We start from the raw sequence: 22164 nt of genomic DNA on the forward strand, positions 1-22164 counted from the left end.
TTGCCTCTTAAACTATACTTTGGTTATGATTGTAATTTTGCACAAATGTTATAACAAAATACCTTTTCATTTGTTTAAAGGCATGGCAAATGCGACGGTTTTTATTGGTTATATCGAACCTGTTTAAACTTATTTCTTTAGACTACGAATGGCTATTTTTCACTGCGTGGCAGCCGATCATATTTCGCTTATTTATTTCGTCCGTAGCGCTGCTACGCCAGTTCCACTGCGGACTCAACAAATAATCTTATCTGATTAAAAAATTGCCGCGCGGCGTCCGCTCATTCTCGTTACTAAACAAAAAGTTTAAACAGGTTCATCAACAAACTATTCATGCTTTTAAACAAAGTTTGTTGTAAAATCCTATATTTGCCTCATTATGGGAATTCGTTCAATTTTAAGTAAACCATTGGCTGCTTATATAGTGGCTCAACAAAAAAAATGGATCGCCCGCCCGGCACAAGTACAAGCTGAATGGCGACAAAAACTCGTTGAACAGGCAGGCAATACTACCTTTGGCAAAGACCATCATTTTAAAGATATCCGGTCTTATGAAGATTACAAACAGGCTATTCCTGTGCGTGATTATGAAGACGTCAAAAACTACATCGAACAGATTTTAGATGGCAAAGAAGATGTGTTATGGCCGGGTAAGCCTTTATATTTTGCCAAAACTTCAGGCACCACTTCAGGCACAAAATACATTCCTATCTCTAAAGACTCTATTCATAACCATATTGATTCGGCCAGGAATGCCTTGCTCAACTATGTGCACGAAACAGGTAAATCAGGTTTTTTAGACCATAAAATGATTTTCCTATCCGGTAGCCCCGAACTCAAGCAAAAACATGGAATCAATATCGGACGCCTATCCGGTATTTCTATGCACCATGTACCTGCTTATCTGCAAAGTAACCGACTACCTTCTTATGAGACCAATTGCATAGAAGACTGGGAAGAAAAACTGGAAAAAATCATTGACGAAACCATTAATCAACCCATGAGTCTTATTTCGGGAATTCCACCGTGGGTACAGATGTATTTTGATAGAATTCAGGCACGCACAGACAAAAAAATAAAAGATGTATTCCCGACATTTGAGTTATTTGTTTATGGCGGTGTGAACTTTGAACCTTATAGGGCTAAATTATTTGAATCAATCGGCAAATCTGTCAATTCAATAGAATTATATCCTGCGTCAGAAGGTTTCTTTGCCTATCAGAATGAGCAGGACGATTCGGGTATGCTATTGTTATTAAATACAGGAATCTTCTATGAATTTATTCCTGCAGAAGAGTATTTCAGCGAAAAACCTACCCGATTGAGTATTGAGCAGGTAGAACTGGGGAAAAATTATGCATTGATTATTAATAATAATGCAGGCTTGTGGAGCTATTCAATTGGCGATACTGTGAAGTTTGTTTCGCTTGACCCTTACAAGGTTATTGTATCAGGCAGAATTAAACATTTTATTTCAGCTTTTGGCGAACATGTGATTGGGGAAGAAGTAGAAAAAGCCATGAAATATGCCTGCGAACGCCATCCGGAAGTAGAGGTAGTAGAATTTACGGTAGCGCCTATGGTAACAGCAGCCGAAGGATTACCTTATCATGAATGGCTGGTTGAGTTTGCGACACCTCCAAAAGATATAGAGCAATTTGCCGAAGATTTAGACAAAAAAATGACTGAACTCAATGTCTATTATGACGACCTCATCACGGGTAGCATTCTCAGACGATTAGTCATTACATCCTTGAAAAGAGATGCTTTTATCAACTATATGCGTTCGCAAGGAAAACTTGGTGGGCAAAACAAAGTACCTCGTTTATCAAATGACCGGAAAATTGCAGATGAATTGGGTAAGATGTGTTTATAGTTTTTTTAACCACGAAGTAACCCGGAGTCCATCAAGGAGGTGCACGGAGTTATAGTTTACTACTCTTTTGAACTCAGTGCCAGACTCCGTGTTACTCCGTGGTAAGAATTTCATGAACATTTTTTCATAATTTCACGTTGGAAAATCAACGAACATTGCATCAACAAACATGAAAGTCGAACAAATCTACACGGGCTGTCTGGCACAAGGCGCCTATTATATTGAATCAGACGGAGAAGCTGCCATTATTGACCCGTTACGAGAAGTAAATACTTATATCAATAAAGCAAAGAAAAACGGGGCTACTGTCAAATACATTTTTGAGACCCATTTTCATGCAGATTTTGTTTCTGGTCATGTCGAGCTTTCGCAAAAAACCAATGCCCCTATCGTATATGGTCCTCATGCTAACCCTGCCTTTGAGAGTATTATTGCAACTGATGAACAGGTGTTTGAAGTAGGCAAAATCAAAATAAAAGTTCTGCATACGCCCGGGCATACAATGGAATCTTCCTGCTATTTATTGTTTGATGAGAATGGAAAAGAATACTGTATTTTCACAGGCGATACGTTGTTCATTGGCGATGTAGGCCGCCCTGACCTTGCACAGAAATCAAATCTGACCGTGCAGGATTTAGCAGGCTATTTGTATGACTCTTTAAGAAGTAAAATTCTGCCTCTACCCAACCATATCATTGTCTATCCGGCTCATGGCGCAGGTTCGGCTTGTGGCAAGAATATGAGTAAAGAAACTTTCGATTCGTTAGGGCATCAGAAAGAGGTAAACTATGCGTTGCAGGAACAAAGCAAAGAAGATTTTATCAAAGCCGTAACTGATGGGTTAACACCCCCACCCTATTATTTTCCGAAAAACGTACAACTGAACAAAACAGGCTCTGCCAGTTTAGAGAGTGTGATGGAGTCTGGTCTTCAGGCACTTTCACCAGAGGCTTTTGAAGTAGCAGCCAATGAAACCGGAGCCATCATTTTAGATACACGTCCGGCTTCTGACTTTAAAGATGGCTTTATACCTAATAGCATCAATATTGGTATTAAAGGTGATTTTGCTCCCTGGGTCGGTACGCTTATTACAGATATTCAGCAACCTATTCTCTTTGTAGCAGATGCAGGTCTGGAAACAGAAGTAATTACCCGTTTATCAAGAGTAGGTTATGATAATATCTTAGGATATTTAGCCGGAGGAATAGAAGCATGGAAAGCGGCAGGAAAAGAGACAGATAGTATTGAATCTATCTCTCCGCAAGAATTTCGTAAAATCTACATTGAGGGAGATGTTACAGTAATAGATGTTCGTAAAAATACAGAATTTGAGGCCGAACATTTAGTAAATGCCGAAAACATACCTTTAGCATACATCAGTGAAAATATGGCCGGATTCTCAAAGAAAGCTACTAATTATATTCATTGTGCAGGAGGCTATCGCTCTATGATTGCAGCCTCAATCTTAAAATCAAGAGGTTTCGATAATGTAGTGAATGTCGAGGGCGGTATAGGTGCCATCAAGCAGCATTTACCTACGTCCGACCTGGTTTCTTCTTATTAAAAATAAGGCACCTATACTCTTCTTTTGTATAAGTGCCTTTTTCTTATCCTCTCAAATTTCCTCTTAGCTAAAACTTCTACCGTTTATCGAAATATTGATACATATTACTGCATATACACATACTTTTGTCTATTAGAACAATTTGGGTACTATTATATTTAAACCTAAGCGTCAAACTGCTGTTTATTTTATATCCTGAACCCATTTTATCAGCTTTGAACTCTAATTAACTATACCGTTTTATAACTTATGTTACAATTTTTGAAATACGTCTTTGCGACAATCGTTGGGCTATTCTTGTTTTTCGTGGTTTGTTTCTTCATTTTAGTAGGTATTGGCTCTATCATGTCGAGTGCTGATGAAAAAACTTTTGTGTCAAAAAACTCTGTTCTAAAAATAGACCTTAATCAAGTAATTACAGAAAACATTCCTCAGAAAGACCCATTCACTGAACTGCTGTCAGGTGGTCGTGGTCCCGGTCGATTGGGCTTACCTCAAATCAAAGAAGCCATTGCGAATGCCAAGCTCGACCCGAATATCAAGGGTATTTACCTACACGCCGAGTATCCGGCTGCAGGTTTTGCTACTTTAGAAGAAATCAGAAGTTATCTGATTGATTTCAAGAAATCTAAAAAGTTTGTGTATTCGTATGCTGAAATCATGTCTGAAGGCTCGGTTTATCTATCTTCAGTAGCGGATAAAAGTTATTTAACCCCAAGTGGCGGATTAGATTTTAATGGTTTGAACGCCAAATATACTTTTATGAAAGGCTTGTTTGAAAAAATTGGCGTAAAACCTGAGATTTTCAGAGTAGGTGAATATAAAAGTGCCGTTGAGCCATTTTTCAGAACCAATATGAGCGATGCCAACCGTGAGCAGACTCAATCGTTTATCAACGACATTGCAGCACGCTTCTATGGTGATATTTCACAGGCAAGAAATATCCCGATGACAGACCTGAACAATATACTGAATGGCGCTTTAATTCAAGAACCCGGTGATGCTGTAAAATATAAACTGATTACAAACACAGGCTACTGGGATGAGTTTGAGCAGGCACTCCGCCATGAGATAGGTTTAGAGAAAGACAAGAAAATTGACTATGTTACGCTAAATAAATATCTGAAAGCTGAAAAATATGTAAAAGAAGGCAGTCTTTCTAAAAGAATTGCCGTGATTGTAGGCGAAGGTGATATTGTAACAGGCGAAGGCGAAGAAGGGAGTATCGGCTCTGATAAAATCGTAAAAGAATTACAAAAGGCACGTAACGATTCAAAAGTAAAAGCCATTGTATTAAGAATCAACTCGGGTGGTGGTAGCTCACTGGCATCTGATGTGATGTGGAGAGAAGTTGAACTAACCAAGAAAGTAAAACCTGTGATTGCCTCTATGGGTGATTATGCGGCTTCGGGTGGTTATTATATGGCCATGTCGTGCGATACGATTGTGGCTCGTCCGACTACTATTACCGGTTCTATCGGTATTTTCGGAATGATTTTCAATGTTGAAACCCTGATGAACCAGAAATTAGGCATTACTTTCGATGCTGTGGGTTCACATAAATTCTCTGATTTCCCATCGGCTACACGTACCATGAGCGATGCCGAAAAAATGAAGATTCAGAACAGTGTCAATCATGGCTACGAAACGTTTACAGCCAAAGCAGCCAAAGGCCGCCGCATGAGTGTAGAGCAATTAAAATCTCTTGCAGGTGGTAGAGTATGGACAGGCACGCAGGCCAAAGCCAATGGCTTAGTTGATGTACTGGGTGGTTTAGACGATGCCATTAAGATTGCGGCCAAAAAAGCTAAACTAAAAGATGATGAGTATCGAGTAAAATATTATCCGATTCAGAAATCAGGTTTTGCAGCAATATTCGATAAGTTTGGTAAAGACCAGGAAGAAGAAAAAGTAAGGGCATATTTAGGTAGCCTTGCCCCATTTGCCAAGCAAATAAAAACGCTTCAAAGCATGGATAAACTACAGGCCAGAATGCCGTTTGAATTGGAGATAAAATAATTATACAGAGATGGGCCAAGCATAAGCCCAGACAATAAAACCACAAGAAGAGAGAAAAAAGTGCTACCTTTGCGCTTTATTCTCTCTTCTTTTTTTGTAGCTGTTGCTTACAAAAGAGAAAAAATACAATCAATTATGATTGTCTGAATTAGAAAACAGTATGAAACTCACCGAAGCAAAATTTGTTCAAAGCGCCTCTGATTACCGCAAAAGCCCTAAGCCTTTGTTGCCTGAATATGCCTTTATCGGCCGGTCAAATGTGGGCAAATCGTCTTTGATTAATATGCTCACAGCTAATAAAAACTTAGCCAAAACCTCTCAGACCCCCGGTAAAACACAGTTGATTAACCACTTCATAATCAATAATAACTGGTTCTTGGTAGATTTGCCCGGCTACGGTTTTGCCAAAGCACCCAAAGCCGAGCGTGAAAAATGGGATAAGATGATATGGGATTATCTCGCAAACAGAGAAAACCTGATGTGCGTATTTGTGCTGATTGATATACGCATTGAACCACAGACAGTTGATTTGAACTTTATTGATGCGTTGGGCGAAAAAGGCATTCCTTTCTATCTTATATTTACCAAAGCTGATAAAGTAGGCAAAGTTACAGCAGAGCAAAACATTGATTTATTTAAAAAAACAATGCTAATGACCTGGAGCAAGGTTCCTCCTTATTTTGTTACTTCTTCTGAAAAAAGAATAGGCCGTGAAGAATTATTGAAAGCAATAGATGACTTAAATCAGTCTTTTAAAAAATAATTTATAATTTTGCACTTGTATGAATCGTTGATTAGCAAAGCTATCAGTGTAAGAAACGGTTTAAGTCAATCTTAATTTAGTTCAAAATGTCTATTTTTCACAAATACTGCGTTACTAAAATCCTCATTTAGCTCTGCTAAACTGCGGTTTTAGTTCCTTGTCTTTGCAAAAAATAGCTCATTTTGATTCTAAAAATTTAACTTAAACCGTTTCTAAATTTATCCAACAATTTACCAAACTGGCAAGACCATTGCCACTCATAAAGCTTACTTTATTTATCAGATGGAATTATTAAGAGACATTGCCCATATCTCGGGAAAAAGTGGATTGTATAAAATTTTAAAGCCTGGTCGTGGTGGCGTAATCGTAGAAACGCTTGACGATAAGAAACAACGTGAAATGGTAAGTGCCAATGCACGTGTTTCTGTTTTAAAAGATATTTCGATTTATACCGAAGACCAGAACAAATCTATCCCGCTTTCAGATATTTTCCTGAAAATCCGTGAATTACACGGCGAAACGGTGGAAGATGGTTATAAAAACTTTTCAAACAATCAGTTCTTTGATTTCTTTGCACAGATAATGCCTGATTTTGACCGTCAGAAGGTATATCCATCAGACATTAAGAAAATCATTGGCTGGTACAATGTGCTGTCAAAATACATGCCGGAAGTATTCACTGCTCCTGCGGCAGAAGAAGCAACTGAACCAGTAGCGGAAGAAACAAAAGCAGAAGCCTGAAATACCTGACTCTTTATATAGTCCCTGATTGGATAACTCATTCAATCAGGGATTTTTTGTTTAGGCTTAGGTGCTTGTATTTACCTGTTATAAAACTTTAGCACTTTTTTTTAGTGGTTTTGCTGTTACCTTTGTGTAAAAGTATGCGAACGGGACATTCGCACCACAATGAAATTATGAACCGTATTCTTATTACAGGTGCTAACGGACTGCTGGGAAGCGCCACTGCTAAAAGATTTGTAGAGGCAGGATTTGAAGTACTGGCCTTGTGCCGTGCAGGAAGCGACTTATCTGCACTTAAAGATATTGCCTCAAAAATAACCATCGTTGAAGGAGACATATTAGACATTGTTTCTTTAGAGCAGGTATTAGATAGGGTTGATTGGGTAGTTCATTCGGCTGCTGTAGTGTCTTATGCCCCTAAAGACAAAGACCGGATGTACAAGACCAACGTAGAAGGTACAGCCAATGTAGTAAATGTGTGTTTGATGAAAGGAGTAAAAAAACTTTGTCATATCAGTTCTATTGCTGCTTTGGGCAAACCCAATGTACCGTTGAAATTATCTGCTGTTGATACCGTTATTGACGAAGACCAGAAGTGGGAAGACTCTCCTGTTAATTCAAACTACGCCAAAACCAAGTATCTTTCTGAATTAGAAGTTTGGCGGGGTAAAGCTGAAGGGCTACCTGTGGTGATTGTTAATCCGTCGGTTATTTTAGGAGAAAGTGACTGGACTAAAAGTAGTACCCAGCTTTTTAAATATGCCTATGACGAGCATCGGTTTTATAGCGAAGGCAATATGAACTATGTAGATGTAAAAGATGTCATTGAGGCCATTTATCAGCTAATGATTTCAGATATTGAAGGTGAAAGATTTATCTTAAACGGTGGCACTGTAAGCTATAGGGAGTTCTTTGAAAAAGTTGCTAAACTGTTTAATAAAAAACCTCCCAGACAGAAGGTTTCACCTGTATTAACTGAAATTATCTGGCGCATTGAAGCCGTCAGGTCTTTTATTACCGGAAAAGCACCACTTATTACCAAAGAAACAGCCAAAAACTCATTGATGAAGTTTATTTATAAAAACGATAAAATTCTTCAATCTCTCCAGTTTAAGTTTACCGATTTCGACGAAACCATTCGGCGCGTAAGTATGTTTTTATTAAAGAATCATTGATTTTTTTTAGTAGAATAACGTATAATAGTCGCTCTTATCAGCACTGACAGCCTACAGAAATTTATTGGAAGAAATCCTTGACATTTGCTAAAAAATACTTATATTGAATCATAATTAAGAGAAATATTTGTGTGGGATTGCGTGCTTTTAATTGAAAACACTTTAAAATCTTTATTTAAAGCGGTTTATAAAAAATTAAGACCGCCCCGAGCAGATAATATAATTACCGTCCTATGGTAGGGCCGTAAAAACTTTGGGTAATCTTACATGCAACACGAATTCAGCGACCGATTCGAAAACTTCGATGACGCAGATGTAAAAGCTACTGTTGAACGTTTTGAAGGAATGCTCAAAAGCCAAGAAACGGTCTTCTTCGATGAAGAAACCTATGAACAACTATCTGAGTACTATCTTCTGACCGGAAAATGGGAGATGGCTATGCAAGCCTGTCAAATGGGACTTCAACAGTATCCCTACTCACTTGACCTCCTTCTGGACCAAGCACAGATTCATGCCAATTATGAACAGTTTGACGAAGCGATGGAAGTACTCGACAAAGCATCTACTTTTAATCCGTCTGACAACGAAATCACTTATATGCGAGGGGTTATCTGTAACCTCATGGGTAGTTACGAAGAAGCCATTGAGCATTTAAGAGAAGCCTTGCTGATGTCGGAAGAAAAAGAGTCGGTATATTTTCAACTCGCACAAACGTATCAGAACTGGCAGAAATTTGAAGAGGCGGCCCATTTCTATAAAAAAGCTATCAAGTATCAGTTTAATGAAGAAATAGCTTTTTATGAACTGGTTTTTTGCCTAGAGCAACTTAGTAAATTAGACGAAAACGTATCCTACTTTCAGGAGTTAGTCGATAATAACCCTTATTCATACCTTGCCTGGTTTGCTTTGGGTATGGTACACGGCAGGCTGAATAATCATAAAGATGCGGCTTATGCTTACGATTATTCGGTAACTATCAATGAAAAATTTGCTTCGGGTTGGTTCAATCTGGCATATACTTATATTAATCTGGAAAACCATCTGGATGCCAAAGAATGTTACCTGAATGTATTGAAGAATGAAAAACCTACGGCTGAGGTTTATACGCATCTTGGCGTAGCCTGTGAGAAACTGGAACAATATGAAGAAGCCTATAAATACTACAATGAAGCTGTTAATTTAGACGAAACCTGGGACGAAGCCTGGTTTGGTATGGGTTCGGCTTTGTATGAGTTGAATCGTTGGTACGAAAGCATACATTTTTCACAAAAAGCCATCAAACTTAACGAAGGCAATTCAGATTACTGGCTTTTATTAGCTGATACAGAAGCGAAATTGGGAAATTTCTTATCAAGCAATGAGGCTTACAGCCATGCCATGAGACTTGACCCTAAAAACCCCGACATCTGGCTAAGTTGGTCTTTACTTTTCTTCGAGAATGGTGAATATACCAAGGCCTTTGAGATTATGTATGATGCCATTACCGAAATACCGGAAGAAGCAGATTTATATTACCGAGCCGCCGTATATCTGATTTTAGACGGAAGTTTCAACGAAGCATATCAGTATCTTGAATCGGGTTTAACACTTAATTACGATGCGCATACGCAGGTGTATGACTTCTTTCCGAACCTGAATACGCAAAAGGCACTCTTCCGGATTATAGAGCAATACAAATAAAAACAGGGCTTTGAGAAATCTCAAAGCCCTATTTGTTTATAGAATCATTTTTGCCACAAAGTATACTATAACATTTTTCCCTTATCCACCGAATTAACGCCCTTCTTCGATAAGGCTTTTACGCCATAAATCAAATCAGCAAAACGCTCGTCTGTCGTTAATCCTTTTTTGTATCGGCTATATATCTGCTGAATCACTACCGAGTTTTTAAAAAGCCCGAAAACATAGAAATACAGAATGTTCGATACATCTCTCCCACTCTTTTCGGCATAGCGTTCAGCAAATTCCTGACGGGTAAGATTCCCCGGCAGCCATGACAGATTAAATCCTTTTTCAAACATACCATCATTAGCCTCTGCCCAGTAAGATAGCGTAGTACCTAAATCCATTAGTGGATCTCCTACGGTTGTCATTTCCCAATCTAACACTGCTAATATATCAGACCAATCATTGGCATTCAGCACCATATTATCATACTTATAATCATTATGAATCAGCGTGGGTTTACCCTCAGCAGGCAAATGAGTTTTTAGCCAGTTCGCCAGATTATCCAAAGCCGGAATCTCATCTGTCTGCGAAGCCAGATAACGTTTATGCCAGCCCTCTACCTGCCTTTGAATATATCCTTCCGGTTTGCCTATGCTGATTAGCGCAGGCTGTTGCCCGTCTGTTACTTCAATTGCAATGGCATGCAATTCAACCAGATTATCACACAAAGCCTCTGACATTTTTCGCATCATTTCAGGGCTGACATTATCTATTAACTTCGGTGCATCTTTTGCCCGTAGAATAATGCCCTCTACTCTTTCCATGATATAAAACGGGCAGCCCATCACCGCTTCATCTTCAGTAAAAATAACAGGCTTAGGGATTTTTTGATAACCACTCGTTTGTAGCGCACTTAGTATCTTATATTCCCGACCCATATCATGCCCACCTTTAATGTCTTTTGCGCCAAAAGGTGGTCTACGCAAAACATAAGCCTTATTGGCTGTCTTTAGTAGATAAGTAAGGTTAGAATATCCACCAGGAAACTGACTAATTTCAATAACAGACTCAAAATCAGGTAAAGCTGACTTAATAAAATCATTCAGCTTTGCCCTGTCAATTTCTTCACCCTGTCTGATAGTAGTAGGAGAATCTATTTTAATAGCAATCATTGCTTACGCTGGTTGGTGCTCGTTCCTCAATAAATCATTAACCGTTTTCACAGGGTTAAATGTAATGAGCGGTACCTCTACAAAAAGCGTATTCCAGTCTGACATTGCACCATTCCATAGCCCTGGTAATTCCTGTGCTTTCAGGTCTTTGCCACTTTGTGATTTTTGCGTAATAAAGCCTGTCTGTGGGTCACGATAATGCAACAGATTGAATTTATTGCCCTTATAATCTTTTACGGAACATATCAAATCTACCGGATTAAAGTGAGTGGCTTTATCGAAAATTTCTTTTTGTTGCGGATTGCCCAAATCAATCTGCGCCGACTCTACCACCTGTAATGACACTGAACTGTCAGGGTCTTTTGCCCAGAAAGGCCCCCCTCCCGGTTCGCCTACATTTTTTACCATGCCACACAAGCGGATCGGACGATTCAGCTTTCGTTTACAATAATCCATCTTCGCATCAACCGAGTAACTGCCAAACCCATCAGGCGGCAATGTACAGAGTTTGGTTTCAAGAAAATTCAGTATCTCTTTCAGTAGTTTTTCATCTACTTCATCATTATACAATTTTCTCAAGTAAGAAAATATCTTTTCCTGATAGTCTAATAGCAAACCTGCCAATGCCTTTTTGTATAAAATGGTTTTCTTCTTCAATCTGTCAGGCACTACATTATCTACATTTTTAATAAAGATAATATCTGCTTCCTGCTCATTCAGGTTTTCCAGCAATGCCCCGTGCCCGGCAGGACGGAAAAGTAAATCATCACTACCTGTGCGGAACGGGGTATTATCCATATTTACCGCAATAGTATCGGTAGAAGGTTTTTGCTCAGAAAAACTGATGCTATACTTTACCTTATGCTTGGCTTCATAGGTAGGCAAAACCGAATCAATCAATGCTTTAAATCTTTTTCTATGCTCGGGCGAAACTGTAAAATGTAGTTTCACTTTGCCATTACTATTGGCATATTTAGCTCCTTCTACCAGATGCTCTTCTACGGGTGTGCGAGCCGCTTTACCATACTGATGAAAATGCAACAAGCCTTTAGGTAAATTGCCATAGTCTAATCCTTTATCAGTAAGCAGGTACTCTAAAACCGTCTGGTAATCTGCGGATTCTGACCCGATAGATTTGATTAGCTTATCATAAAATGCAAAATCTTTCAGGCGTTCCAGAAATTCATTGACCGATTTATCCAGTTTTCCCTCATCTTTTGCCGAAAACAGGGATTTGAACATGCGGGTAGCTGCTCCTGAGGCGGGCACAAATTTTAATAATTTCAGTTTCTTGGCTCTTTCATCAAAGTATTTGGCATACTTACCTGCCTGTGAGTCAGAGAGTGCGATAATGCCATCGCCAATAGTCGCAGCTTTGATTACATTCAGATACGGAAAACCTTTTTTAAAGTTTTCTATCTGCTGCTCAATAGTTTCGAGGTTTGCCCCACGAACCTTTATTTTGTCAAGGTCTTTTTCGATGAACATAGCACTTGTTGTTTTTATACTTTTGATTGTGATTATTGCGATGTAATTTTACAAAAAATTAGAATCAAGGCAATACTTCGGGGTGATTTATTATGAATAGCATTCTTTCTCTTCTTCAGGCTACCCAACAGGCATCGGCAGGTATCAGAAACTTATCGGGCGAACAAAAAAGCCAGTTATTGAATCAGTTAGCAGTTTTGATTGAAGAATCAAAAGCGTTGATTATGGCTGAAAACAAAAAAGACTTAGACCTGATGGATAAAGCCGACCCCAAATACGACCGTCTGCTATTGAATGAAAATCGGATTCAGAGTTTAGCTGATTCGCTGAGAGAAGTAGCTTTACTACCTGACCCTACAGGCCAGCTATTGCTTGAAAAACACCTTGACAATGGGCTGACTGTTAAAAAAGTAGCCGTTCCAATGGGAGTTGTAGGAGTAATTTACGAATCTCGTCCGAATGTAACCATTGATGTGGCTTCCTTATGCCTACGCTCAGGCAATGCCTGTGTATTAAAAGGTGGCAAAGAAGCCTATTTCTCTAATCAATGTCTGGTGAGTTTAATCCATCAGGCTTTAGAAGAAGCTGGCATAGCCAAAGAGGTAGTATTACTCTTACCTACCGACCGGAAGTTTACAGAAGAATTACTGAAAGCCACCCGTTTTGTAGATATTATTATTCCGAGAGGCTCTGATTCTTTGATACAATATGTCCGTCAGAACTCTCTGATTCCTACCATTGAAACAGGCGCAGGTGTAGTACATACTTATATTGAAAAGACTGCCGATTTAGCCATGGCAAAAGATATTATTGTCAATGCCCGTGTATCCCGCCCGTCAGTATGTAATTCGCTTGATTGTGCCATTGTTGATGAAGCCATCATCAATGATTTTTTACCGATGCTGATTGAGGACTTTCATAAATGGAATGTAGAAGTGTATGCCGATGCCCCTGCCTACGCTGTTTTGGAAAAGGCCGGATATGAAAAACTACATGAAGCCCAACCAGAAGACTTTGGCAAAGAATGGTTAGATTATAAAATATCTGTTAAAACCGTGCATGGCATTGACGAAGCCTTAACGCATATTCAACAATACTCATCCCGACATTCAGAAGCTATTCTGACCGAGAATGAGGCATTAGCTAATCAGTTTTTATCAGAGGTTGATGCAGCGGCTGTTTATCATAACGCCTCTACCCGTTTTACCGATGGTGGTCAGTTTGGTTTGGGTGCTGAAATTGGCATTTCTACGCAGAAACTACATGCCAGAGGGCCTTTTGCCTTAGAAAAATTAGTAACCGAAAAATGGGTGGTAACAGGTAGCGGGCAGGTAAGATGGTAAGATTATGAAAGAAATTTCTTCATAAATAAAGACAAAACCAGACTAAGGGTTGTTATACATAAATAAATCCATAGAAAGTTTTACTTTTGTTCCACACAAACCTATGATCGCTTATGAAGAATTTGCCTGAGCAGTATGCTCATCCTTACCCTTTCGCTTCAAAATTCAAAAAATCTGTTGTTTACTTCTCTATGGAATTTGCCATAGACCAATCATTAAAAACGTATTCGGGTGGACTTGGTTTTCTGGCTGGTTCTCATATGAGAAGCGCCTATGAATTAAAACAAAACCTGATAGGCATAGGTATGTTGTGGAAATACGGGTATTATGACCAGACCCGTAATGCCGATAACAGTATGGCAGTACAGTTTCGGGAGAAAATGTATAGCTTTATTAAAGACACAGGTATCCGCTTTCAGCTTACTATTCAGAACCGCCCGGTCTGGGTTGCGGCTTATTTTCTTCCTCCAAAAACCTTCGGCTCAGTACCTATGTTTTTCCTGACAACCGATACCGAGGGCAACGATAGCTGGGCTCGCTCGTTGTCTTATCATTTATATGATGTAGATTCGTCAATCAAAGTAGCTCAATGTATGATATTGGGTCTTGGAGGCATGAAACTCTTAGACGAACTTAATTATCAGCCTGATATTTATCATTTCAACGAAGCACACGCAGTTTCAGGGGTTTTTCATTTATACAAGAAGCTGGGCAAGGTAGCCGACATCAAAAAACAAGTAGTATTTACTACCCATACCCCTGAGGAAGCGGGTAACGACAAACACGACATCAACCTGCTGGCGAGTATGAATTTCTTTAATGATATTCCTCTGACTGAAATCCGAAAAATTACAGGTATCAAAGACAATATCTTTAATCATTCATTGGTAGCCCTTCGTTTCAGTAAAAAAGCAAATGCGGTTTCAAAATTACACGGCGATGTATCAAGAACCATGTGGAGTGGGCATAGCGGTGTAGCTCCGATTACTCATGTAACCAATGCACAGAACAGCCTTTACTGGGTAGATGAAGAATTAGAAAAAGCACGCAAAAAATCAGACCTCAAGAAAATAGCTACCCGTAAAAAAGAGCTTAAAGCAACGCTATTTAAAACAGTAGCTGACCAGTCGGGGAAATTATTTGACCCCAATGTGCTGACTATTGTATGGGCCAGACGTTTTGCGGCTTATAAAAGACCTGACTTATTGACAAGAGACCGTGAGCGTTTTGAAAGAATTATGCGTAATACCCGTTACCCAATTCAGTTTATCTGGGCGGGCAAGCCTTATCCTTTCGATGGCGGAGCTATCACTATATTTAATCAGTTATATTACCTGAGCCACCTGTTCCCAAATATGGCAGTGCTGACAGGTTATGAGTTAGCTTTATCAAAAACCCTTAAAGATGGGTCTGATGTGTGGCTGAATACCCCAATAGTAACCCGTGAAGCATCAGGTACGAGCGGTATGACTGCTGCCATGAATGCCTCGTTGAATTTCTCAACATTTGACGGTTGGATATGTGAGTTTGCCAATGACCAGAACTCTTTTGTAGTTCCGGTAGCCCCCAGCTACCCTGAATGGGAAAGAGATAATACCGACATCAGCAACTTACTTGATATACTCGAATACAAGATTCTGCCTATGTATTATGATAACCAGGCAGAATGGCAGAAGATGGCTCTCCAAAGCATGAACGATGTAAATGCCTTTTTTGATTCAGACCGAATGGCGACAGAATACTACGAAAAAGTGTATTGATTTGTAATATTTTAATGTAACTGAGAGGTTTTACGACTATATTTTTCGTAAAACCTCTTGCTTTTTTACAAGTGTTTATCTTTGTGCCGTGTATATACATGAAAAATAATTTGGTCGAGTAAATTCGCTGATTGATAGAGAAAATTCGCTATTTAGTTGAACCAATGGCTGAACTTCAGTTGTTTATATATATATTTGTCTTAATATCCTTTTCTAAAGAAAACACAATGTTAGTGCTTAAGAAAAAAATAGCTTTAAAAGTGTATTTTTTATTGATACTAATGTTCTGTTTTATTTGCAGGCAGTTTATATCCGAAGGTATCCGGATTTATGAATTAGCTGTAAATAATACAGAACAGTGTTTAGATATTAGCTTAGAGGATAATTGTTCTTTGGAAACACAAGTGTTTGGTGCTGAGGAAGTAGAAGCCTGCGTTGGCTCTAATTTGTTCAGACCCGTCATGATTGAGTTTACTCACAGTAAAGAAGCTATTTTTTCCGCCTCTAATATACACGAAGTATATTTAGGCCTCAACACTCCCCCTCCTGAGCAAATGCGTTTGCTCGCTTAAGTGTATTTTATCATGTATTTTTCTTTCTGCAAAGAAATCTTTGCGGATAGAAGGTTCATTTTATCAAATACGCTATAGCTTCTCACAAAAATGTTATTTTTTCAATAGGCAAAGTCCTTGTCGGGCTGCTGCTATATCTATTCATTGTACGATTCCAATAAAAGAAATTGACTTTCAAAGAATTACTTGGATTAAGAATTTATTAACAATAAATTTATTCTAAGTCCTTGACAGTCTGTCTTTTACGAATCATACCAAAGAGAAATTTTATGAAAAATCTTACACTTACACTTTCGATGCTTATTCTGGCATCTTCCTGCTCCTCCGATAAAGACGAGAAGCAAGTACAGGAAATGGAAAAATTTCCTGTAACGTCTCCTATTGCAATTGATACCACATTGCCAATTGACTATGTAGCAGAAATCAATGCTGTTCAGAATGTCGAAATCAGAGCAAGGGTCAAAGGGTATTTAGACCATATATATATAGATGAAGGTAAATATGTGAAACAAGGACAACTACTATTTACCATTAACAACCAGGAGTTGAATGAAAATATTGTAAAAGCTACCGCTATTCTGAAAAGTACGGTTACAGAACTGAAAGCGGCAGAACTGGCATTAAAAAATGTAAAGCATCTGGTAGACAAAAATGTTATTTCAAATACTGAGCTTGAAATGGCAAAAAATAAAGTTGAGTTAGCCAAAGCAAAAGTAGAAGAAGCCCAAGCCAACGAAACATTTGCCAAAATACAATTGACTTACACACAGGTTAAAGCGCCATTCAGTGGCATTATCAATCGTATTCCAAACAAAACCGGAAGTCTGATGGAAGACGGTACGCTACTGACCAGTATCTCTAAAAATGATGAAGTATTTGCTTATTTCGATGTTTCAGAAAAAGAATATCTCAACTATGCTTCTAATCTGAAAACAGATGCTGAACAATCGAAAAATGTAACACTGATATTAGCCAATGGTGAAGAACATCCATTTAAAGGAAAGATTGAAACCACTGAGGGTGAAATAGAGCCAAGCACAGGTAATATTGCTTTCCGTGCCAGATTCAGCAATCCTGAAAAGATACTGAAACATGGTGCCAGCGGTAAGATACGTCTTTTGAGAAAATACAAAAACGCTTTGATTATCCCTCAGAAAGCCACTTTTGAGATTCAGGATAAAATGTATGTGTATGTAATTGACAAAAGCAACAGGGTTAAATCTAAAGCTATTACTACTAATAGCCGTATGCCTCATTATTATATCATAGACTCGGGTTTATCACCTGACGATAAAATTATTTACGAAGGCATTCAGAATATCAAAGACGGCATGACCGTTGACCCGCAATTTGTGGAAATGAACGAAATATCGAAAGAATTTGCGGCTAACGAAGCCTCAAGATAATCCTCATTAGTATGTTTACAAATTTTATCAACCGACCGGTACTATCGTTGGTTATATCCATCTTTATAGTACTCTTAGGGGTTTTAGCCATGATTGGCCTGCCAATCACACAATATCCTGACATTGCCCCTCCGGCCGTTTCAGTAATAACCAAATATACCGGTGCCAATGCCGAAGTATGTGCCAAAGCGGTAGTTACCCCCTTGGAAAGAGCCATTAACGGGGTGCCGGGAATGACCTATATGACTTCGGTTTCAGGTAACGACGGAACCAGTATTATACAGGTATATTTTGAAGTAGGTACCGACCCCGATGTAGCCGCAGTAAATGTGCAGAACAGGGTTACTACGGTATTGGACGAACTTCCCGAAGAAGTCATCAAGGCCGGGGTATCGACCGAAAAAGAGGTAAATAGTATGCTGATGTATATCAACCTTATCAGTGATGATACCTCTTTAGACGAAAAATTTATCTATAACTTTGCTGACATAAACATATTAGCCGAGCTTAAACGGATTGATGGCGTAGGTTTTGTGGATATTATGGGTTCTCGTGAATATGCCATGCGCGTATGGCTGAAACCAGCCCGTATGGATGCTTATGAAATATCGGCCGAAGATATTATTCAGGCCTTAAGAGCCCAGAACGTAGAAGCAGCTCCCGGTAAAATTGGTGAGAGTTCAGGTCGTACTCCTCAATCGCTCCAGTATGTATTGCGCTACACAGGTAAAATGACTACCAAAGAGCAATATGAAAATATTGTGATCAAGGTATCTGACAATGGCGAAATGCTTCGCCTGAAAGATGTAGCTGATTTAGAGTTTGGTTCTTTAGATTATGACGTATTATCGAAAGAAAACGGTAAACCTTCTGCCGCCATTGTATTGAAACAACGACCGGGCTCTAATGCCAGCGAGGTAATTGCCAATATTAAGTCCCGTCTGAATTTCCTGAAAGAAACGACTTTTCCGCCCGGCATGACTTATACTATCAGTTATGACGTTTCAAGATTCCTTGATGCTTCTATCCATGAAGTTATTAAGACCCTTATCGAGGCATTTATATTGGTAGCTATTGTGGTATTCCTGTTTCTGCAAGACTTCCGTTCTACGCTTATTCCGGTACTGGCGGTACCTGTTTCTTTAGTAGGTACCTTTGCTTTTATGCAGTTATTTGGCTTTTCTATTAACCTGCTTACTCTGTTTGCATTAGTATTGGCTATCGGTATTGTGGTCGATAACGCCATTGTGGTAGTAGAAGGGGTGCATGCCAAGATGGAAGAAAAACACTTAGGCCCGAAAGAAGCTACCATAGAATCGATGGGTGAAATCAGCAGTGCCATCATTGCCATTACATTAGTAATGTCGGCTGTGTTTGTGCCTGTAGCATTTTTATCAGGTCCTGTGGGTGTATTTTATCGGCAGTTCTCGGTTACAATGGCCATTTCCATCGTTATTTCCGGCGTAAATGCCTTGACTCTGACCCCTGCCCTATGTGCAATTATGCTCAAAAACCCGCATACAGAAGCCAAGAAAAACAATTTTCTGACCCGGTTCTTTGATAAATTTAACCAGGGTTACGATAAACTATCTGACCGATATAAAAGCCTTTTAAGTTTGATTGCTAACCGCCGTTTGGTAACAGTACTCGTATTAGTGGCTTTCTGTATAGGCACCTGGGGCATAGGCAAAGTATTACCAACCAGTTTTATTCCTACCGAAGACCAGGGAACTATCTACGCTAATGTAACTACACCGGTAGGTGCAACGCTTGAGCGTACGGAAGAAGTAATGAACGAAATCGACAGGATTGCGCAGAAGTTACCCGAGGTAGAATCTATTTCCAGTTTGTCAGGCTTCAGTATGATGACCGATGGTGTGGGAGCTTCGTTTGGCATGAGTACCATAAACCTGAAAGCATGGAAAGACCGTGAAGCTACTGCCAACGATATTATTGCACAGATGGTTGAAAAAACCAAGCATATTAAAGATGCCGAAATACAGTTCTTCCCTCCTCCGGCAGTACCCGGCTTCGGAAATGCCAGCGGTTTCGAGGTTCGTTTGCTTGATAAAACAGGCTCGGGTAACTTGCAGAATACAGCAAAGGTAGCCGATGAGTTTATGGAAGAACTCAAAAAACGCCCTGAAATAAAAGAGGTATTTTCGAGTTTCAATCCTAATTTTCCTCAATACCTGATTCATGTGGACCAGGATATGGCAGCAAAGAAAGGAATTTCGGTAGATGCTGCCATGAGTAACCTCCAGTCGTTGATAGGTAGTTATTATTCTACCAACTTCATTTTGTTCGGGCAAATGTATAAAGTAATGATACAGGCTGACCCGAAATACCGTGCCCAGCCCGAAGACATCATGAAACTGCGTATCAAGAATAAAAACGGAGAAATGGTACCTTATGCTATCTTTAGCCGGATAGAACGTGTGTATGGCCCCGAGCAGCTAACCCGCTACAATATGTATGTATCTGCCATGCTTAACGGAGAAGCAGCCGCAGGGTATAGTAGTGGTGATGCCATCAGAGCTATTGAAGAAGTAGCTAAAGAAAAACTTCCTCGCGGATATACTTACGAATGGTCAGGTATGACCCGTGAAGAGGTGCTTTCGGGCAATCAGGTAGTCTATATTTTTATTATCTGTCTCTTGTTTGTTTACCTGCTTTTAGCGGCTCAGTATGAGAGTTTCATGCTTCCGTTACCTGTTATCCTTTCATTACCCGTGGGGGTATTTGGCTCTTTGTTTTTTCTTTATCTGTTTGGTTTAGAAAACAATATTTATGCACAGGTAGCTATGGTTATGCTCATAGGGCTATTAGGTAAGAATGCCATTCTTATTGTTGAGTTTGCGGTATTGCAGCAAAAAGAAGGCAAAACCCTGCTTAAAGCTGCCATAGGGGGTGCAGTAGCCCGTTTCAGACCTATCCTGATGACCTCTTTTGCCTTCGTAGCTGGTTTGATTCCATTGATGTTTGCTTCGGGTGCCGGAGCCATCGGTAATAAAACCATCGGCACTGCTGCTGCCGGAGGTATGCTATTCGGAACCATCTTTGGCGTTATTATCATTCCGGGGCTGTATGTCATCTTTGCAGGCAAATTTAAACGAAAGAAAAAAACGAAAAAAACTACTGAAGAAGTCTATGTTGAAGCTTAAATATATTTGCATTTTTGTCTGTATAATTTTTTTGGGTGGCTGTAAGCTAAAGGAAAATGTACCACAGCGTAAAGCTGTAGCTATCCCACAAAAGTTTAGTGCCAGAACCGACTCAACCACTATCCAGTTAGCCAGTATGCAGGATTTCTTTGCAGACCCTATGCTGGTGGCGCTGATAGATACCGCTTTAAAAAACAATTTCGACCTTCAGGTAGCCCTGCAGAATATTGAATTGGCCCGTGCAGGAGTGCGTTTTACGCAAGGCATTGATATGCCCGACTTATCGGCTGCACTAAGTGTCGGAAGCCGCAAGTTTGGTAATTATACCATTGATGGGGTGGGTAATTATGATACCCAGTTTTCTACCAATTTAGACAAGAAGCAACAATTGCCGTCTCCACACGTGCCTGATTTTTTTGTAGGTCTGCAATCTTCGTGGGAAGTAGATTTGTGGGGAAAACTCAAGAGTAAAAAGAAAGCCGCCGCTGCCAGATTCATTGCCAGCGAATACGGTCGCAACCTGATAGTTACTTCGTTAGTTTCCGATATTGCTGATGCTTATTTTCAGCTATTGATTTTAGACAATGAACAAAAAATATTAGATGATAATATTCAACTGCAACAAAGAGCCTTAGATATTGTAAATGCTTTGAAACAGGCAGGCGAAGCCAACCAGTTAGGCGTTGAACTGATGAGTGCGCAGTTATTGAGTTCGCAATCATTAAAAATTGAAGTAAAGCAGAAAATAATTGAAAACGAAAATAGGATTAATTTTCTATTAGGCAGATTTCCACAAACTATTGAACGCAGAACTGTGGCTTGGGAAAACATCGTTCCGCCTAAATTAGCGACGGGAGTACCATCAGCTTTATTAGAAAACCGTCCTGACATTAAACAGGCAGAATTTGATTTAATAGCCGCCGATGCTGACATTTATGCGGCCAAAGCTGCCTTTTATCCATCGCTCAATATCAATGGTTCAATGGGTTTGCAGGCATTCAGGGCTGCAGTATTATTTAATCCGGGTTCATTTGCTTATAGTGTTGCCGGAGGGTTATTTGCCCCATTGCTAAACAGGCGACAACTTATTGCCGACCTGATGGCAGAAGAGGCCGAGCAAAAAATTGCTTATACTAATTATAAAAGAACCATCGTAAATAGTTTTACAGAGGTATATAATTATCTGAATCTGATTGAGAATACCAACGAAATTCACGAATTGAAATCAAAAGAAGTAGAGGTGCTGAAAGGCACAATTAATACCTCTGTTGAGTTATTCCGATTTGGCAGAGCCACTTATCTCGAAGTAGTAACAGCGCAGAAAAATGCCTTACAAGCGCAAATGGAACTGATTAATTTAAGAAAGAGCCAATACAATGCCGTTATCGGGCTTTACAGAGCCTTGGGCGGCGGTTGGAAATCGGTGATTTAATTATTAAAAAGGCTGTTC

Annotated in this window: 15 protein-coding genes; 13 read left to right on the forward strand and 2 right to left on the reverse strand. The window is 39.5% G+C overall.

What is annotated here, in order from left to right; all coding sequences use genetic code 11:
- The first annotated feature begins 379 nt into the window (after positions 1–379).
- From EWM59_RS00655 to EWM59_RS00685, 7 genes are all read left to right on the forward strand, one after another.
- Positions 380–1876 (forward strand): GH3 auxin-responsive promoter family protein, encoded by a 1497-nt coding sequence (locus tag EWM59_RS00655; RefSeq protein ID WP_130019011.1) that lies wholly within the window; start codon positions 380–382, stop codon positions 1874–1876.
- A gap of 169 nt (positions 1877–2045) precedes the next feature.
- The gene (locus EWM59_RS00660; RefSeq protein ID WP_130019012.1) at positions 2046–3440 is read left to right on the forward strand and encodes an MBL fold metallo-hydrolase; all 1395 of its coding nucleotides are present in this window, start codon (positions 2046–2048) and stop codon (positions 3438–3440) included.
- A 249-nt stretch (positions 3441–3689) separates the two neighbouring features.
- Entirely contained in the window at positions 3690–5459 is a 1770-nt protein-coding gene (gene sppA, locus EWM59_RS00665; RefSeq protein ID WP_130019013.1) for a signal peptide peptidase SppA, read from the forward strand.
- Positions 5460–5619: 160 nt separating this feature from the next.
- Positions 5620–6222: a ribosome biogenesis GTP-binding protein YihA/YsxC gene (gene yihA / locus EWM59_RS00670; protein WP_130019014.1), complete on the forward strand. Its 603-nt coding sequence runs from the start codon at positions 5620–5622 to the stop codon at positions 6220–6222.
- 282 nt (positions 6223–6504) lie between these two features.
- Positions 6505–6963 carry a DUF5606 family protein gene (locus tag EWM59_RS00675; RefSeq protein ID WP_130019015.1) on the forward strand — a complete coding sequence of 153 codons (459 nt, stop codon included), beginning with the start codon at positions 6505–6507 and terminating at the stop codon, positions 6961–6963.
- Between the two features lie 176 nt (positions 6964–7139).
- Positions 7140–8141 (forward strand): SDR family NAD(P)-dependent oxidoreductase, encoded by a 1002-nt coding sequence (locus tag EWM59_RS00680; protein WP_130019016.1) that lies wholly within the window; start codon positions 7140–7142, stop codon positions 8139–8141.
- A gap of 267 nt (positions 8142–8408) precedes the next feature.
- Positions 8409–9821 carry a tetratricopeptide repeat protein gene (locus EWM59_RS00685; protein ID WP_130019017.1) on the forward strand — a complete coding sequence of 471 codons (1413 nt, stop codon included), beginning with the start codon at positions 8409–8411 and terminating at the stop codon, positions 9819–9821.
- A gap of 65 nt (positions 9822–9886) precedes the next feature.
- On the opposite strand, the gene EWM59_RS00690 is transcribed toward EWM59_RS00685, so the two are convergent.
- Both EWM59_RS00690 and EWM59_RS00695 read right to left on the reverse strand, forming a co-directional pair.
- Entirely contained in the window at positions 9887–10981 is a 1095-nt protein-coding gene (locus EWM59_RS00690; protein ID WP_130019018.1) for a phosphotransferase family protein, read from the reverse strand.
- Positions 10982–10984: 3 nt separating this feature from the next.
- Complete coding sequence (locus EWM59_RS00695; protein WP_130019019.1) at positions 10985–12469, reverse strand: DUF4301 family protein; 1485 nt, start codon at positions 12467–12469, stop codon at positions 10985–10987.
- Between the two features lie 92 nt (positions 12470–12561).
- On the opposite strand from EWM59_RS00695, the gene EWM59_RS00700 reads away from it, so the two are divergent.
- The 6 genes from EWM59_RS00700 (at position 12562) to EWM59_RS00725 (ending at position 22146) form a co-directional block, all read left to right on the forward strand.
- Positions 12562–13812 (forward strand): glutamate-5-semialdehyde dehydrogenase, encoded by a 1251-nt coding sequence (locus tag EWM59_RS00700; protein ID WP_130019020.1) that lies wholly within the window; start codon positions 12562–12564, stop codon positions 13810–13812.
- A 113-nt stretch (positions 13813–13925) separates the two neighbouring features.
- Positions 13926–15572: an alpha-glucan family phosphorylase gene (glgP, locus tag EWM59_RS00705; protein WP_130019021.1), complete on the forward strand. Its 1647-nt coding sequence runs from the start codon at positions 13926–13928 to the stop codon at positions 15570–15572.
- Between the two features lie 164 nt (positions 15573–15736).
- Positions 15737–16144: a hypothetical protein gene (locus tag EWM59_RS00710; protein ID WP_130019022.1), complete on the forward strand. Its 408-nt coding sequence runs from the start codon at positions 15737–15739 to the stop codon at positions 16142–16144.
- Positions 16145–16413: 269 nt separating this feature from the next.
- Positions 16414–17550: an efflux RND transporter periplasmic adaptor subunit gene (locus tag EWM59_RS00715; RefSeq protein ID WP_130019023.1), complete on the forward strand. Its 1137-nt coding sequence runs from the start codon at positions 16414–16416 to the stop codon at positions 17548–17550.
- 11 nt (positions 17551–17561) lie between these two features.
- Positions 17562–20714 carry an efflux RND transporter permease subunit gene (locus EWM59_RS00720; protein WP_130019024.1) on the forward strand — a complete coding sequence of 1051 codons (3153 nt, stop codon included), beginning with the start codon at positions 17562–17564 and terminating at the stop codon, positions 20712–20714.
- Positions 20701–22146, forward strand: a complete 1446-nt coding sequence (locus tag EWM59_RS00725; RefSeq protein ID WP_165372072.1) for an efflux transporter outer membrane subunit — start codon at positions 20701–20703, stop codon at positions 22144–22146. The genes EWM59_RS00720 and EWM59_RS00725 overlap by 14 nt, the downstream gene beginning before the upstream one ends.
- Positions 22147–22164 lie beyond the last annotated feature (18 nt).

The organism is Emticicia agri (assembly GCF_004168285.1).
Taxonomy (GTDB): Bacteria; Bacteroidota; Bacteroidia; order Cytophagales; family Spirosomataceae; genus Emticicia; species Emticicia agri.

Bases quoted from the DNA above. Each gene is read 5' to 3' on its own strand.
- EWM59_RS00720 (WP_130019024.1), top strand. From the start codon at position 17,562: ATGTTTACAAATTTTATCAACCGACCGGTACTATCGTTGGTTATATCC.
- EWM59_RS00695 (WP_130019019.1), bottom strand. From the start codon at position 12,469: ATGTTCATCGAAAAAGACCTTGACAAAATAAAGGTTCGTGGGGCAAAC.
- glgP (WP_130019021.1), top strand. From the start codon at position 13,926: ATGAAGAATTTGCCTGAGCAGTATGCTCATCCTTACCCTTTCGCTTCA.
- EWM59_RS00725 (WP_165372072.1), top strand. From the start codon at position 20,701: ATGTTGAAGCTTAAATATATTTGCATTTTTGTCTGTATAATTTTTTTG.
- yihA (WP_130019014.1), top strand. From the start codon at position 5,620: ATGAAACTCACCGAAGCAAAATTTGTTCAAAGCGCCTCTGATTACCGC.
- sppA (WP_130019013.1), top strand. From the start codon at position 3,690: ATGTTACAATTTTTGAAATACGTCTTTGCGACAATCGTTGGGCTATTC.
- EWM59_RS00690 (WP_130019018.1), bottom strand. From the start codon at position 10,981: ATGATTGCTATTAAAATAGATTCTCCTACTACTATCAGACAGGGTGAA.
- EWM59_RS00675 (WP_130019015.1), top strand. From the start codon at position 6,505: ATGGAATTATTAAGAGACATTGCCCATATCTCGGGAAAAAGTGGATTG.
- EWM59_RS00700 (WP_130019020.1), top strand. From the start codon at position 12,562: ATGAATAGCATTCTTTCTCTTCTTCAGGCTACCCAACAGGCATCGGCA.
- EWM59_RS00715 (WP_130019023.1), top strand. From the start codon at position 16,414: ATGAAAAATCTTACACTTACACTTTCGATGCTTATTCTGGCATCTTCC.
- EWM59_RS00660 (WP_130019012.1), top strand. From the start codon at position 2,046: ATGAAAGTCGAACAAATCTACACGGGCTGTCTGGCACAAGGCGCCTAT.
- EWM59_RS00710 (WP_130019022.1), top strand. From the start codon at position 15,737: ATGGCTGAACTTCAGTTGTTTATATATATATTTGTCTTAATATCCTTT.
- EWM59_RS00655 (WP_130019011.1), top strand. From the start codon at position 380: ATGGGAATTCGTTCAATTTTAAGTAAACCATTGGCTGCTTATATAGTG.
- EWM59_RS00685 (WP_130019017.1), top strand. From the start codon at position 8,409: ATGCAACACGAATTCAGCGACCGATTCGAAAACTTCGATGACGCAGAT.
- EWM59_RS00680 (WP_130019016.1), top strand. From the start codon at position 7,140: ATGAACCGTATTCTTATTACAGGTGCTAACGGACTGCTGGGAAGCGCC.